The sequence below is a fragment of the Acinetobacter calcoaceticus genome, assembly GCF_016508255.1.
In the GTDB taxonomy this organism is placed as follows: domain Bacteria; phylum Pseudomonadota; class Gammaproteobacteria; order Pseudomonadales; family Moraxellaceae; genus Acinetobacter; species Acinetobacter calcoaceticus_E.
In genome coordinates this window covers 112,016-127,907 of the sequence record NZ_JADVKT010000006.1, presented here as the reverse complement: position 1 = coordinate 127,907, position 15,892 = coordinate 112,016, and the positions used below count along the sequence as shown (strand labels likewise).

General features: G+C 38.6%; 15 protein-coding genes. 8 read left to right on the top strand and 7 right to left on the bottom strand.

Going from position 1 to position 15,892, the window contains the following annotated elements:
* The first annotated feature begins 35 nt into the window (after positions 1–35).
* The 4 genes from I5515_RS12920 to I5515_RS12905 all read left to right on the top strand — a co-directional run bounded on the left by I5515_RS12920 (position 36) and on the right by I5515_RS12905 (position 6,737).
* A complete protein-coding gene (locus tag I5515_RS12920) occupies positions 36–671 on the top strand; it encodes a hypothetical protein (protein WP_199967531.1) in 636 nt (211 codons plus the stop codon).
* Between the two features lie 68 nt (positions 672–739).
* Positions 740–1,849, top strand: a complete 1,110-nt coding sequence (locus tag I5515_RS12915) for an efflux RND transporter periplasmic adaptor subunit (RefSeq protein ID WP_199967734.1) — start codon at positions 740–742, stop codon at positions 1,847–1,849.
* 15 nt (positions 1,850–1,864) lie between these two features.
* Entirely contained in the window at positions 1,865–4,963 is a 3,099-nt protein-coding gene (locus I5515_RS12910; RefSeq protein ID WP_199967530.1) for an efflux RND transporter permease subunit, read from the top strand.
* A 58-nt stretch (positions 4,964–5,021) separates the two neighbouring features.
* Positions 5,022–6,737: a proline--tRNA ligase gene (locus I5515_RS12905; RefSeq protein WP_199967529.1), complete on the top strand. Its 1,716-nt coding sequence runs from the start codon at positions 5,022–5,024 to the stop codon at positions 6,735–6,737.
* A 48-nt stretch (positions 6,738–6,785) separates the two neighbouring features.
* Here I5515_RS12905 and I5515_RS12900 read toward each other — a convergent pair whose 3' ends face one another.
* The 4 genes from I5515_RS12900 to I5515_RS12885 all read right to left on the bottom strand — a co-directional run bounded on the left by I5515_RS12900 (position 6,786) and on the right by I5515_RS12885 (position 8,734).
* The gene (locus tag I5515_RS12900) at positions 6,786–7,127 is read right to left on the bottom strand and encodes a YegP family protein (RefSeq protein WP_199967528.1); all 342 of its coding nucleotides are present in this window, start codon (positions 7,125–7,127) and stop codon (positions 6,786–6,788) included.
* 211 nt (positions 7,128–7,338) lie between these two features.
* Complete coding sequence (locus I5515_RS12895; protein ID WP_199967527.1) at positions 7,339–7,683, bottom strand: zinc ribbon domain-containing protein YjdM; 345 nt, start codon at positions 7,681–7,683, stop codon at positions 7,339–7,341.
* 91 nt (positions 7,684–7,774) lie between these two features.
* Positions 7,775–8,134: a DUF488 domain-containing protein gene (locus tag I5515_RS12890; RefSeq protein ID WP_199967526.1), complete on the bottom strand. Its 360-nt coding sequence runs from the start codon at positions 8,132–8,134 to the stop codon at positions 7,775–7,777.
* Positions 8,135–8,281: 147 nt separating this feature from the next.
* Positions 8,282–8,734, bottom strand: coding sequence for an SRPBCC family protein (locus tag I5515_RS12885; RefSeq protein WP_199967525.1), 453 nt, complete (start codon positions 8,732–8,734; stop codon positions 8,282–8,284).
* 38 nt (positions 8,735–8,772) lie between these two features.
* Between I5515_RS12885 and I5515_RS12880 the strand changes: the two genes are divergently transcribed.
* The 4 genes from I5515_RS12880 (at position 8,773) to I5515_RS12865 (ending at position 11,538) form a co-directional block, all read left to right on the top strand.
* Complete coding sequence (locus I5515_RS12880) at positions 8,773–8,889, top strand: hypothetical protein (protein WP_199967524.1); 117 nt, start codon at positions 8,773–8,775, stop codon at positions 8,887–8,889.
* Between the two features lie 59 nt (positions 8,890–8,948).
* Positions 8,949–9,671 carry a YgfZ/GcvT domain-containing protein gene (locus tag I5515_RS12875; RefSeq protein WP_199967523.1) on the top strand — a complete coding sequence of 241 codons (723 nt, stop codon included), beginning with the start codon at positions 8,949–8,951 and terminating at the stop codon, positions 9,669–9,671.
* 148 nt (positions 9,672–9,819) lie between these two features.
* Complete coding sequence (locus tag I5515_RS12870; protein ID WP_199967522.1) at positions 9,820–10,530, top strand: DsbC family protein; 711 nt, start codon at positions 9,820–9,822, stop codon at positions 10,528–10,530.
* Positions 10,531–10,713: 183 nt separating this feature from the next.
* Positions 10,714–11,538 carry a tetratricopeptide repeat protein gene (locus I5515_RS12865; RefSeq protein WP_199967521.1) on the top strand — a complete coding sequence of 275 codons (825 nt, stop codon included), beginning with the start codon at positions 10,714–10,716 and terminating at the stop codon, positions 11,536–11,538.
* 35 nt (positions 11,539–11,573) lie between these two features.
* On the opposite strand, the gene I5515_RS12860 is transcribed toward I5515_RS12865, so the two are convergent.
* Genes I5515_RS12860 through I5515_RS12850 form a run of 3 tightly spaced genes read right to left on the bottom strand, consistent with a single transcriptional unit; the run spans position 11,574 to position 15,805 of the window.
* On the bottom strand, positions 11,574–12,497 hold the full coding sequence (locus I5515_RS12860) for an AEC family transporter (RefSeq protein ID WP_199967520.1): 924 nt from the start codon (positions 12,495–12,497) through the stop codon (positions 11,574–11,576).
* A 56-nt stretch (positions 12,498–12,553) separates the two neighbouring features.
* On the bottom strand, positions 12,554–13,663 hold the full coding sequence (locus I5515_RS12855; RefSeq protein ID WP_199967519.1) for an NADH:flavin oxidoreductase/NADH oxidase: 1,110 nt from the start codon (positions 13,661–13,663) through the stop codon (positions 12,554–12,556).
* 9 nt (positions 13,664–13,672) lie between these two features.
* The gene (locus tag I5515_RS12850; RefSeq protein ID WP_199967518.1) at positions 13,673–15,805 is read right to left on the bottom strand and encodes a TonB-dependent receptor; all 2,133 of its coding nucleotides are present in this window, start codon (positions 15,803–15,805) and stop codon (positions 13,673–13,675) included.
* Between the last annotated feature and the right edge of the window lie 87 nt (positions 15,806–15,892).

The following is a 15,892-nucleotide window of genomic DNA, read 5'->3' as shown; positions in this document are numbered from 1 at the left end:
ATAAGCGATTTAGCTATCTTTTTTGGGGATTTTCAATGAATAATCGGATGAAATATGCCTTTTATTGGAACTGCTTGTCTGTATCTATAGGCATTATTTCCTTCGGTTCACTCTGTTTCTCAACGACCTCTGCTATAGCCGCTACATCTAAAGTGGTCTGGTATCGTTATTATGATCAACAAGGCACTGCCAATATTAGTACCTCAGTCACGCCTGCTCATATTCGTTACGGTTATGAAGTTCTAGACCAAAATATGCAAGTGATTAAAAGAAATCACTCTTATAATGCCGAGACTGATTTAAATCAATCAAGTCAAAGAGCATTATCGGCACAGCATAGAGAACTAGATAGCAAATTAAAAAAAGCCTATAGCAATAGTAAAACAGCCACGATTAAAAGAGATCAAGCATTACTGGCGATAAAAAAGCAAATTAACTATCAACAGGAACAACTCAATCAGTTACAACAAGATAAAATTTTATTTAAACGTCAGGAAATGGGATATTTCAGAAAGGGAGAAATCGTCCCTGAGCGACATAAGACTTTGATTGAAAACAATCTAAATAATATTAATAGGGTGAAACAAACACTTGAAACGCTGTCAAAGACCTACAACCGCACCAATAGCGAGTATGAAAATATTATCGAACGTTTAAAAAAGCTTGAATAACTGCAAAGGTTTATCAAGAATAGGGGCAAAATAAAATTTGAATTATAGGATGATGCTGTATGCATAAAATGCATCTCACCCCTTCCACCATTTTTAAACTGAGTATTATTAGTTTATGTTTGATTTTAGCTGCATGTAATCAGCAAGAAACAAATAAAACAACGGCATCAGCTCCAGCAAAAATTGAACTCATTCCTCAAGACCTGATTGCAGTTAAAGAGGGAGCACTTAACTCTCAGACTGCATTTACAGGAACCATTCGTGCAGTACAACAAAGCTCAATTCAAGCTCAAGTCAGTGCAACAGCGTCGGCCGTTACTGCGAATGTGGGGCAGAAGGTACAAAAGGGCCAAGTATTAGTCAGATTAAATAATCAGGACAATGCCGCCCGCTTAGCACAAGCTCAGGCCAACCTAGCTTCTGCTCAGTCACAAGCAGAGCTTTCGCGTAATTTAATGAATCGGAAACAACGACTTCTCGATCAAGGCTTTATTGCCCGTGTAGAGTTTGAGCAGAGTCAGGTAGATTATAAAGGCCAACTTGAAAGTGTTAGAGCTCAACAAGCAAATGTTGATATTGCTAAAAAAGCTGATCGAGATGGAATTATTATCAGCCCTATTTCAGGTGTTATTACTAAGCGACAAGTTGAACCAGGGCAAACTGTATCAGTTGGGCAAACATTATTTGAAATAGTTAATCCTGACCAGTTAGAAATTCAAGCGAAACTACCTATTGAACAACAATCTGCACTAAAAGTAGGTAGCCCTATTCAATATCAAATTCAGGGAAATTCTAAACAATTAAATGCGACGCTTACGCGTATTTCACCTGTTGCAGATCAAGACAGCCGACAAATCGAATTTTTTGCAGTTCCTACAGAAAAGATTGATTCGTTAAGCATAGGGGCTTTCATTAATGGAAATATTCTACGTAATGACCCTCATCAGGGCCAAAGCATTCCTTTAGATCGTATTCAAAATTTGCAACAAGACCCTTTCGTATGGGTTATACGTAATCAAACCATACAAAAAGTCAAAATTCGGGTAGTTGAGCAGCGTTACAACGAGAATATTGCTTTAGTTCAGGGCTTACAAAGCACAGATCAAATCAGCCGTATCCAGTTTGACGACTCAGATATCAATAAAAAAGTGACGCTTACAGCCGAAAAAAACAAATAAGGTAGCAAATAGCTTATGTGGTTTACCCGAATCAGTGTGAAGTATCCCGTTTTTACCATTATGATGATGTTGTGCTTAATAGTACTCGGACTGGCTTCTTGGAAACGCATGACAGTTGAGGAGTTTCCAAATGTAGATTTCCCATTCGTAGTAGTCACTACACAATATGCTGGTGCTTCGCCTGAAGCTGTTGAGTCTGATATTACAAAAAAACTTGAAGACCAAATTAATACGATTTCTGGCATTAAACAAATCACTTCACGTTCGAGTGAAGGGTTTTCCATGATTGTAGCCGAGTTTAATCTTGATACCTCGTCAGCGATTGCCGCACAAGATGTTCGCGACAAAATTGCTCCAATTACTGCCCAATTCCGTGATGAAATTGATGCGCCGATTGTACAACGCTACGATCCTTCATCTAGCCCGATCATGTCAGTGGTATTTGAATCCAGTAGTATGAGTTTGGCTAAATTAAGTTCCTATGTAGATAAACGGGTTGTGCCTCAGCTTAAAACCGTTTCCGGTGTGGGCAACGTCAATTTATTAGGTGATGCTAAACGTCAAATCCGTATTAAAATTCATCCTGAACAATTGCAAAGCTATGGTGTAGGAATTGATCAGGTCATTAACACTCTAAAAAATGAAAATATTGAAGTTCCAGCCGGAACCTTACAACAAAAGAATTCTGAACTGGTTGTACAGATTCAATCAAAGGTCATTCATCCTTTTGGGTTTGGTGATTTGATCATTGCGAATAAAAATGGCTCACCCATTTTTCTAAAACAAGTTGCAAGCGTTGAAGATACTCAAGCCGAGCTACAATCAAGTGCATTTTATAATGGAAGAACAGCGGTCTCTATTGATATTTTAAAAAGTTCCGATGCCAATGTAATTCAGGTCGTCGATAAAACCTACCAAACTTTAGAGAAATTAAAAGCTCAAATGCCAGCGGGCCTAAATTACAAAGTTGTGGCGGACAGTTCTAAAGGAATTCGTGCTTCAATTAAAGATGTTACCCGCACCATTATTGAAGGTGCTGCCTTAGCAGTTTTAATTGTTCTATTATTTTTAGGCTCTTTTCGATCTACAGTCATTACAGGCTTAACCTTACCAATTACTTTGCTAGGAACCTTAACGTTCATCTGGGCTTTTGGATTCAGCATTAATATGATGACACTATTGGCCTTATCGCTCAGTATTGGTTTATTAATTGATGATGCGATTGTCGTTCGAGAAAATATTGTTAGGCATACCGAGCTTGGCAAAGATCATGTTACTGCTGCCTTAGAAGGCACGAAAGAAATTGGTTTAGCGGTACTCGCAACCACACTCACCATTGTGGCCGTATTTCTACCTGTTGCCTTTATGGGCGGACTAATTGGGCGTTTCTTTTATCAATTTGGTGTAACCGTAAGTACAGCTGTTCTCATTTCAATGTTTATTAGTTTTACGCTCGATCCAATGCTATCTGCTCACTGGAAAGATCCTATAAAGAAAAAAGAGAGTCGGCTGCAACACTTCTTTAATTATATTTCTAATTTATTAGATGGTCTTACGCATATTTATGAAAAGCTATTAAAGCTCGCGCTACGCTTCCGCTTTATTACAGTCATTATTGCAGTGGCTTCATTATTCGCGGCCTTAGGTTTATCGACACTGATTGGAACCGAATTTGTACCGACACCAGATAAAGGCGAAATTCGTATTCAGTTCGAGACTCCTGTCGATGCTTCTTTAGAATATACGCAAGCCAAGCTGCATCAAGTTGATCAAATTATCAGGCAATTTCCTGATGTTGTTTCTACTTATGGTGTAGTAAACAGCGGAATAGAGTCTGGTAAAAACCATGCGGGTTTAGGCGTGACCTTAAAACCGAAACAACAGCGCAGTTCAGATCTGACGACACTGAACAATGAATTCCGTGATCGTTTGCAAACCGTAGCAGGAATTCATGTTACCTCTGTCGCTGCCTCTCAAGATTCCGTTTCTGGTGGTCAAAAGCCAATCATGATTTCGATTAAAGGAACTGACCTGAATGAACTTCAAAAAATTTCAAATCGATTTATGACTGAAATGGGTAAAATTAAAGGTGTGGTTGATTTAGAAAGCTCATTAAAAGAACCAAAACCAACTTTAGGTGTTCATATTAATCGCATACTGGCAAGTGATTTAGGCTTGTCTGTTTCTCAAATCGCTAATGCAATTCGTCCATTAATTGCAGGTGATAATGTAACAACTTGGGAAGATCGAGACGGCGAAACGTATGATGTTAATATTCGATTAAATGAAAACAAACGCATGCTTCCACAAGATGTGCAAAACCTATATCTCAATTCAAACAAAACCAGTGCAAATGGAAAACCGATATTAGTTCCATTAAGTGCGGTAGCAACTACTGAAGAAAAACTTGGCGCATCACAAATTAACCGACGCGATCTTGAGCGTGAAGTACTCATCCAAGCAAATACATCAGGACGTCCAAGTGGGGATATCGGTAAAGATATTGATAAAATGCAAAAAGCCTTTAAATTGCCTGCTGGTTATAGCTTCAATACCCAAGGTGCCAATGCAGATATGGCCGAATCGGCGGGATATGCATTAACTGCAATCACTCTTTCTATTGTATTTATCTATATTGTTTTAGGTTCTCAGTTTAATAGTTTTATTCACCCTGCTGCGATTATGGCATCTTTACCATTATCTTTAATTGGGGTCTTCCTCGCCCTCTTCTTGTTCAAGAGTACCCTAAATTTATTTTCGATTATCGGCATTATTATGTTGATGGGATTAGTCACCAAAAACGCAATTTTGCTCATCGATTTTATTAAAAAGGCCATGGAACATGGGGAGAGCCGTTATGATGCTATTTTACAGGCAGGCAAAACCCGTTTACGTCCAATTTTAATGACGACAAGCGCCATGGTAATGGGCATGGTTCCTTTAGCTTTAGGCCTTGGTGAAGGCGGTGAGCAAAGCGCACCAATGGCTCACGCTGTAATTGGTGGCGTAATTACCTCTACCCTGTTGACTCTTGTGGTTGTACCCGTCATTTTCACTTATCTAGATGACTTGAAAAACTTTATGCTGCGTCAAACTCGACGATTCATGTCATAATGCAGCGATTATCGTATAATCTGCGTTTTTACAACGCTTAACTTTTAGGACTTTTTCCATGCGCGCAAGCCGCTTTTTATTTGCAACGTTGAGAGAAACCCCAAATGATGCTGAAGTGATTTCACACCAGCTCATGTTACGTGCGGGGATGATTCGTAAATTGGCATCTGGTTTATATACATGGCTGCCGATGGGAACACGTGTGCTTAAAAAAGTAGATGCGATTGTTCGTGAAGAAATGAACCATTCAGGTGCAATGGAAGTATTCATGCCCGTGACTCAACCCGCAAGTCTTTGGGAAGAATCGGGTCGATATGAACAATATGGTCCTGAATTATTACGCTTTAAAGATCGTCATATGAACCCATTTGTACTTGGGCCAACACATGAAGAAGTTATTACAGATATGGCGCGTAACGAACTCAAAAGTTATAAGCAGCTTCCTGTAAACTTCTATCAAATTCAGACTAAATTCCGTGATGAAATTCGTCCACGTTTTGGTGTAATGCGTTCACGTGAGTTCATCATGAAAGACGCTTATTCTTTCCATGCAACTCAAGAGTCGTTACAAGAAACTTATGACGTGATGTATGACACTTATAGCCGTATTTTCACTCGCTTAGGCTTAGACTTCCGTCCCGTACAAGCAGATACAGGCTCTATTGGTGGTTCAGCTTCACACGAGTTCCATGTATTGGCTGCAAGTGGTGAAGATGACATCGCATTTTCAACTGAATCTGATTATGCAGCAAACGTTGAAATGGCTGAGGCTGTTTTAGTTGGTGAACGTGCGGCACCTGCACAAGAATTTAAATTGGTTGAAACACCAAACCAGAAAACGATTGATGATGTATGTCAGTTCTTAAATGCTGATCCTAAGCAATCTGTTAAAGCATTATTGGTTCAAGGTGTTGCTGACGAAAAAGGTCAGGTTCCTGTCGTTGCTCTATTTGTACGTGGTGACCACGAACTTAATGAAATTAAAGCTGAGAAGCATCCTTTAGTGGCTGCCCCTCTTACTTTTGCAACTGAAGAACAACTTCAAACATTTGGTTTAACTGCTGGCTTTACAGGTCCACAAGGTTTAGTCGAAAAAGGCTTAACTGTAATTGTTGACCGCGCTGCTTCTGTTCTTTCTGACTTCGTTGCTGGCGCAAACGAAGTAGACAAACATGCTGTTGGCGTAAACTGGGAACGTGATGCGCAAATTACAGAAGTTTTTGATTTGCGTAATGTGGTTGAAGGCGACCCATCTCCAGACGGTAAAGGCACACTACAAATTAAACGCGGTATTGAAGTAGGTCATATTTTCCAGCTTGGTACTAAATACTCAGAAGCTTTAGGCTGTAAAGTTCTAGGTGAAGATGGCAAACCATTTACAGTAACTATGGGATGCTACGGTATTGGGGTAACACGTGTTGTTGCCGCTGCAATTGAACAAAACTACGATGACAAAGGTATTATGTGGCCACAAGCCATTGCACCTTTTGAAGTTGCAATTGTTCCAATGAATGCGCACAAATCGCCACGTACACTTGAAGCAGCAGAAGCACTATATGCAGAACTTCAAGCTCAAGGTTTTGATGTGTTGCTTGATGACCGTAACGAACGTCCGGGCGTTAAGTTCTCTGACCTTGAGTTGATGGGCATTCCACACCGTATTGTGATTGGTGAAAAAGGTCTTGATGCGGGTACTTTTGAATATAAAGGCCGTCGCGATGCTGAAGCGAGCAATCTAACCAAAGAAGAACTTTTAGCTAAATTAGCGCATTAATTAAATAAAAAAAGCAGCTTTTAGAAGCTGCTTTTTTTTATCTCGATTTTATGCCTGAACTGTTAAGTCCTTGATGGACGTCGATGAACCATTGGTTTTAACAGACTCGATTCCTTTATCTCTTGAAGCTTCACTCGCATAGAGCTGGCTGGTTCCAATAATTTGATGATTTGCAGCTTTTAAATTGAAATAAGGTTTACCATTCTTTGCTGTTAAACGCTCATATCGTGCGTCATCACCACTATTTTTTTGAATTGATTCAATACCATTTACAGCAGAGGCTTTTGCCTTATATAGCTCACTATTTAAAATAGGTTCACCATTGCCTGCCTTTAAAATAAAGCGGTATTGCCCATCACTCGCTTTTGAAATTTCGTACCATCCTGCCATGAAAACCTCATTTTTTTGTTGGTGTGAGTATGACTTTCGTTATTATTCTGGACGAAAGTTATTTGTTATTTATGACAATATAAAGGGGCAATCATTCTTTGAATAGACCATTTTTTATACTTTTTCGTAATAAAATTATAATGATGTTAGGAATTTAAAAGATAGAGATATAGACATATATCCCTATCAAAATGTAATTAAAATTAACAATTTAAGCTTTTTTTACAAATTCAGATTTTAATTTCATCTGACCGATGCCGTCGATTTTACAATCGATATTGTGGCCATCACTTGCATCTGGAACTAAACGAATCGTTTTTACTTTCGTACCTACTTTTACCACTGAAGATGAACCTTTAATTTTTAAGTCTTTAATGACAGTTACACTGTCACCATCTTCTAAGACATTACCGTTTGCATCTTTAATAATTTCTTGTTCTTCAGTAAGCGACGCTTCTCCTTCTTTCCACTCATTTGAGCACTCAGGACAAATTAATAAGTCGCCATCTTGGTAGGTATATTCTGATTGGCATTTTGGACAATTTGGCAAAGACATGAAAAAAATCTCAAAAAGTATATTATGCGAGATATGACTCATTTTTTAAAGTTTTAAATAAGAGACTTTTACCAAAAAAAAATTTATATATTCACTTTAATTTATTGTTCAACAAATATTCTTTCAAAATTATTGCATGATTTCGTTCCGAGTCTTTTGCTGAATATAAAAGTGTGACTTTCTCACTTAGAGCAATATCGCATAACTCCTTCACTGCCAGATTGGTCTTTAACTCTTGCAAATAACGTTGTTTAAATTCGAGCCAATGTTGTTCAGACAACACTGCATGAAACCACTTTCGAAGTTCAGTTGAAGGAGCTATTTCTTTGAGCCATAAATCTAAATGAGCATTTTCCTTACTAATCCCCCTACTCCATAGCCGATCAACTAAAATTCGTTTTCCGTCACTCGGGTCAGCATTTTCATAAATTCTTTTAATTTGAATATCCATCACTTTTTCTCACTAAAGAGCCTAATAATTTGAGCTTTATAAGATCATTCAATATTTTGTTCTTTTTCATTCGTTATTAAAAAAGAAAAAGTGAGTAGTTTTTTCTCTACTCACTTTCAATGAAGTTAATCAAATTTAACAAGCTCATTACTGATCTGGAATAGCGGCTTCGACCAATAGCGTCAATAATGACAAAGACTCTTGCCACCCCAAATAGCATGCTTCCGCGGGAATAGCTTCAGGTATTCCTTCTTGAATAATGTGGACCTCTGTACCTACCAATACAGTCTTTAATGTAATAGTGACTTGCATGGTTCCCGGCAAATTTGGATCGTCGAATTGGTCGTTATAGCGAATTAATTCATTGGGAACTAACTCAACGTATGTTCCACCAAATGCGTGTGTTGAACCTGTCGAAAAATTGGTAAAACTCATTTTGTATGAGCCACCAATATTTGCATCAAAACTATGGATCTTTGCAGTAAAGCCATGAGGTGGTAACCACTTTACTAAAGCATCTGGATCGATAAAAGCGCGATAAACTCGCTCGGCTGGTGCTTTAAACACGCGATGAAATTTTACTGTTCCTGTTGCCATCATCTTCTCCTTATTTTAATTCCATTTAAGTTATCTAAATTATGTTTATTAGCTTAAACCTTCAGATCCATCCGAACGTATATTTTTGGTGTTTTCTTAAACAAAAAAGTTATGTTTTACGCAAAATCAAATTACGAAAACTATGGCTGATTTTTTAGTAAAAATGGAGCAAAATAGTCAGCAATCATAAAGAAACATATTGAATTTGAGATTAATCATGAGTCTGCTCGCTTTCTCCTCATACGCATTAAACGGTGTAGATGCACAAAAGTTTTTACAAGGCCAAGTTACTGTAGATACTGAACGTTTAGCTGAAAATGAAACTCGCTATACAGCCATTTGTGATCTTAAAGGTCGTATTCACTTTGGGTTATGGCTGAAAAAAATTAATGGTGAAAGTTTTGAAATTGTAGTTGCTCAAGATCAAGCCGAAGAGTTTGCCAAACATATTAAAAAATTTGGTGCTTTTTCAAAAATGACCTTGAGTGAACAAGGCCCTGCTTTTCCAAAAGTTGTCGGTCATCAGACTGAGTTCTCTGCACTAGAAACTGATATTTCTGAATGGCAAAAGCAAGCCATTATGACTGGCCAAGCATGGATTACTCAAGCAACTGAACATGAGTTCCAACCACAGGAATTGCGTTTACATCAACGTGAAGGTGTCAATTACGATAAAGGTTGTTACCTAGGTCAAGAAATTGTGGCGCGTCTTTGGTTTAAAGCAAAACCGAAACACTGGTTACACCTAGTGCAAGGCACAGGCGAAGCACCTGCTTCAGCAACTCAACTGCACAATGATATAGAAGTCGTAAATAGTGCTCAAACAAATAATGGATACATCGCATTAGTAGTTGCAAAGCCTGCCGCTTTAACAGAGCTAGGACTTCAAGTTCTTGAGTTACCAGAAGCCTTAAGTGGCGATGTCGCAAGACCACAATAATTATTATATTTGACACATTTAAAGCCCGTAAAATGCTTTACGGGCTTTTTTATAGATACAAAATACTAATGAATTCATTAGATTAGAACATCAATTTTTTATGTTTTATATGCCATCATTAACCATGTTGAAATTAACGAGTAAAAATATGAAAACTAAACTTGCTACACTCATGTTGAGTTTGGCTTTTTTCGGTTCTGCTCATGCTGATGTTAAAACACTTGAACAAAATCTTAAGACAAATTATCCGGATTTGCCTGTAAAAGGTGTTTACCAATCTCCTGTACAAGGCATTTATGAAGTGTATACAAGCGGCCGTATTGTTTATACCAACCAAGATGCCAAGTATTTTTTTGTAGGTAATTTAGTCGATATCAAACAACAAAAAAATATGACAGATGAACGTATTGCTGAGCTAGGGAAGATTGATGTTAAAAGCTTGCCACTCAATCAAGCCATTAAATATGTAAAAGGAAAAGGCGAGCGTACGATCTATATCTTTACTGATCCTGATTGTCCATATTGCCAGCAGCTAGAAAAAAATATGGTTGGGGTTGATAACGTTACGGTATATGTTTTCCTCTACCCTCTTACCAGCCTACATCCAAATGCAGAAAAAGTATCAAATCAAATCTGGTGCTCAAAAAATCCAGGAGAAGCTTGGACGAACTATATGCTTAACCGTAAGTTACCTACGACCAGCAAAAACTGTTCAACTCCAATTCAGAAAAACATAGCTTTAGGTCAAAAACTAAATATAGATGGAACACCAACCCTATTCTTGCAAAATGGCCAAAGAATCTCAGGCGTACCAAGTGATGCAAAACAGATTGAAGCATTGCTACAGTCAGTAAAATAAGAATCTTACCCGCTCTGTTTTATTGACATGAGTGGGTATTTTTTTCCACACTTTGCCCAAAGTACAGCGCTTTATATACAAATCGGCTGTTTACTTTCAGCAATCAATATTTATGATGAGAAATTGAAACTATTTAATGCATCAACGGAATGATGTAGCTACGAAGTAAAAGGTTAAAAAGAAATGAAAAAATTACTAATCGCAAGCCTAATCACCCTTTCAAGTGCATCAATTTTTGCAGCAGATAACACTGCCGCTACTGACAAGACCGATGCATTTAAACAGGCAGAACAACTTTATGCAGCAAAAAACTATTCTGCTGCTTTTCAAGAAATGCAACGTCTCGCCCACACAGGCAATGCTCAGGCCATCTATAACTTAGGTTATATGACTCAAATGGGTCAAGGGACAGCAAAAGACTCTTCTAAAGCTATCAAATATTATGAAGATGCCTCTAATAAAGGGTATGCACAAGCCAGTTATACACTCGCTCAAATCTATGAGACAGGTGAATTAGGCCTTGCTAAAGACAGCAATAAATTTAGTCAATATATTCAAAAAGCCTCAGCTCAAGGTTCAGATGAGGCGACTGTAAAAATTGCTACGATTTTATTTGCTCAGAAAAAACCTCAGTCGCATCAAATTGCTATTCAAAAACTGGCACCTTTAATTCGAAAAGGAAACTACCCTGCTATTCAGGTAAAAGCGCTCTATGATATTAGCCAAGGTGTTGAAAATAAAAATCCACTCATGAAACGCCAAGGCATAGAAGCCCTACAGTCAATTGCGCAAAAAGGTTACGCCCCTGCGTCTATGGTTTTAGCGACTATGATGGCTAATGGCAATATCATTCCGCAAAATTTGCCTGAGGCCAAAAAGATTTTTACTGAACTTGCCAATCAAAATGTTCCCAACGCTAAAGCCTCTTTAGCTTCAGTTGATAAGATTATTGCAGAAAAAAGTAAACAGGCAGCAAATGCTCCCACGCAACCAGCACCCAAACAGTAGCTAATAGTTTGAAGCTCCTCTATGGAGCTTTTAATTTACCACCAAAGTGCAATAAGTCCGCTAACCCCGATAAATCCAACAATCGTACTAATCATTAAAGGCGTTAATGCTTTTTCATTTAAGCCATACGCTTGCCCAAAAATCCCGAAAGCAATCGGCATCGGTAAAGCAGCAATTAATGTTCCTGCATAAAGCATTTCACGACTTACATTTGGGGTGATCAAAAAGAGTGAAAAAATCACAGTTGGCATTAAGATGACTTTAAAGGTAGCCAACAATATGCTTTGTATATTCACACTCGTAATACCAATCCCGACTAAGCTGCCACCAATCGCAAATAAAGCTAATGGTGAAGCTGTACGCCCAAGCAACTCTAAGGATTGGTCAAGAGTCGTAGGAAGATGAACATCTAAAAGAATGCATCCCATCCCAACCAAAATAGCGATAATGACAGGATTTTTGAGTAAATTTAGAAAAGTCTGTTTTAAAAGCGGTAAAAGATTTTGTTGTTGATTTAACCCAGCTTCGGCCAAAATAAGCATGAGGGCCACAATCAATAAATTTTCAATAATGAGTGTTAAAGAAATATAGATTGCAGCATGGTTACCAATCAGCATGGTTAAAATAGCGGTCCCCATAAATCCTGTATTGGACATCGATGCGCCCATCGAGATTACAGCGCTATGGGTTAAGCTATTTTTAAAATATTTTCGATAGAGAATAAAAGCTAATAAAAATAAAATTAAGGAACCGCCGCCATAAGCAATAAAATAAGCTGGGTGCCAAATGTCTTGTAAATTTTTATTTGCCAAAGAGTGAATTAAAAAAGCCGGTAAAGAAATTTTAATGACAAATGCGCTAAGCGCCTTAATCTGTTCAGGCGTTACCAACTTGATAAGAACACAAACATAGCCCATCAACAATAATATCAAGATAGGTAAAATAACCTGAAAAACCACCGACCACCCTCACTCATCTAAAGAAAAACGGGCAAAGATCACTTTGCCCGATAAAATTAAAAAGAATTAAAAAGCTGTTTTACCCCATGAGGTTGGCAGCGTAAATATTGAGGGGCAATTTTAACTTCTGCTCCTAAAGCCGCCGCTGCATGCCAAGGCCAACGCGGGTCATATAACATTGCACGAGCAAGACCAATTGCATCGGCCTGACCTGAAGTTAAAATTTCCTCTGCCTGCTTGGGTTCTGTAATCAGCCCAACCGCAATGACCGGAATAGAGACATGTTTTTTAACCTGTTCGGCAAAATGAACTTGGTAACCCGCTCCAATGGTAATGTTTTGATGTTCATGTAAACCACCACTAGAGACATGAATATAAGCGGCACTCAACTGCTCTAAAGCTTTGGATAAACCAACCGTAGATTCAATATCCCATTGTTCATTACCCTCCATCCAGTCAGTTGCGGATAGACGTACTCCTACTGGATATCCTTCAGGAACAGCTAATTTAATTGCTTGAAGTACTTCAAGCGTCATGCGCATACGATTTTCTAAAGAACCGCCATATTCGTCTGTTCGCTGATTTGCAATTGGCGATAAGAATTGATGCAACAAATAGCCATGCGCTGCATGCACTTCAATTAACTCAAAGCCAGCTTCAACTGCGCGTTTTGCCGCAGCGGCAAAGTCTTGTTGAACTTGTTTAATTTCAGCAATGGTTAAAGCATGTGGTGCTGCATCATGAACAGAAAAGGTGCTTGTACTTGGTGCAACGGTTTGCCAGCCATGTGGCTGATTTTTTGCAATTTGGCCTTTTCCTAACCAAGGCTTTTCAGTAGATGCTTTACGACCAGCATGCGCTAACTGAATTCCAAATGGCATTGGAGAAAGTGTTTTGACTTTCTCCAATAAAGTTTTGATCTGGTCACGTTGCTGATCATTCCAAAGTCCAAGATCAGCATAACTAATTCGACCTTCCGCCTGTACAGCAGTAGCTTCCACAATACATAACCCAGCCCCAGACAACGCGTAATTTGCCCATTGCTGCTCATGCCAATAGGTAATTTCGCCTTCATCTGTTGCCGAATATTGACACATTGGGGCAATTACAATTCTATTGACCAGTTGTAGTGAATCAAAATTAATCATTTCAAATAATTTTGCCATTTTAAATTCCTAGAATTGTTTAATTACACGTAAACCTGCACTCCAGTTACGCCCATCAGCAGGTTCAAAGTAACGGTCATTACCATCATTTACGATGACTGAACCCGCATAGTTTTTATCAAACAAGTTGTCCACACGGGCAAAGCTTTTGACTTTCCAATCGCCTAGATCCCATGCATAACCAATGTTTGCTGAAGTTACACTGTAGCTTGGTGCTGCGTCACTGTTGGTATCATTCACGTATACTTTATCCATATACTGTACATCTACACCACCATATAAGCCGTGGCTAGGTTGCCAAGCTAACGACACAAAAGCCTGATTTTTAGCAATACCTGGAATCGCATTCCCTGATGGAATTTGCGTAGAACCTCCAGAAGCTGGAATATCCGCATCAAAAGTCGCATCTAAATAGGCATAACTTGCAGTAGCCGTTAAATCACGCCATAGCTTTTTATTCCATGCAAACTCTACGCCTTCACGCAAAGTTTTATCTGCATTACGGAAGGTTGCACGCCCATTTGAACTTCCCGCTGAAACAATGTCATTTTTGGTTTTAGTTTGAAAAACTGCCAAAGTAAAATCACCTAATTGGTTTTGTGACTTTAAGCCAGCTTCATAGGTATCACTGGTTGATGGTTTTAAATCAAAGTTAAAACCTGACTTTGTCATATCAGTTTGATAAGCCATTTCAGTAAAGGTTGGTGTTTCAAAACCTTTGGCATAACTTACATATGCCATAAGCTCAGGTAAAATTTGCCAACTTAAAGCAGCTGAAGGTAAAACTTTATCGTAATCTATTTTGCCACTATCGTCGCCATTGCTTAAGTAGTGATCTTTAGATTTGTAATGAACATTGCTATAACGTACGCCTGTATCTAAACGCCATGTTGGTAAAAACTGCCATGAAGCTTGTAAATATGGGTCGATATTCCACAAAGTATTGTCTTCATCACGACGTAATTTACCTTTAACGCCATAAGAAGGTTGCCCATTTACTAAATTAAAGTTTTCAAAGCCTTTACGGTCTTCATCCATCGCATCAAGTGCAACACCCACACTCACCGTTGTATTTGGTAGTAGTTCCTTACCTGTCCAACGGAAATCAGCACCATAATAATTACGTTCAAAGTCAATCACTCCACCCGCATGATTAATGCTGGCATCTTGTGCCGACTTAGGAATAGATTGATATTGAGTGACTTGGCGATTGCCTAAATAAGCCATGGCATAAAGCTCATTATGGTCATTAATCGGTTTAGACCATGTCACCCCTGTTTGAGTTTGCTCAATATCTTTTCGAACCTTGTAAATATTTTTTGAATCATTAACCTGTTTGGGATTCGCATTCCATTGAGCATGATTTAAACCTTGCGGATCATCTGCATTGATTTTGACATAGTTAGTTACCCAGTTGATTTTGCTTCCATCATCAAGGTTCCAACTCAGCTTTGCATTATTTAATACTTTATCTGCACCACTATGATCTCGGTAACCGTCCGTATTGAAGTACGATGAACTAATAACATAACTTGGCTCATTTGCACCCTTGGCCCCACCTTGTAGCACGAGTCCCGCTCGGCTTTTATCATGGCTGCCTCCCGAATAGCTCAGCTCAATTGAGTCTTTCCCTTGTCCTTCTTTAGTAGAAGTTAAAATTGTCCCGCCCGATGAGTTTCCATAAAGTGAAGAAAAAGGACCTGTTAACACTTCGACATGGTCAAGACTACTTAAATCAATATTAGACGTTTGACCTTGCCCATCTGGCATGGTTGCAGGAATCCCATCAACATATAGGCGAATACCTCTTACCCCAAAAGTAGAACGTGCGCCAAAACCACGCATAGATAGCTGTAAATCTTGCGCATAATTTTCACGATTACGAATTTGTAAACTCGGTATTCCCTTCACAACTTCAGTCAAATTGACTTGTGAAGAAGTATCCGCTTGAGGCCCATCTATTCGAAAAACGGAAGCAGGTGTTTGCAAATAAGTGGTATCAGTACGCGTTGCTTCCACATGTAAAGTTGGCAATTTGGCAACTTCTGAATTTGAGTCTTCTGCCCAAACGAGTGGACTAGAAATACAGCCCATACCCATCAAAATACAGTAATGAAGTCGATCTAAGCGTAATAAGGACATGCTTATTTCCTTTATTTATATTGTAGTTATCATAACAAAAAGCGGTGTCTTGTCTGGATATTGAATTCGATTTGCATTGTTGTAAAT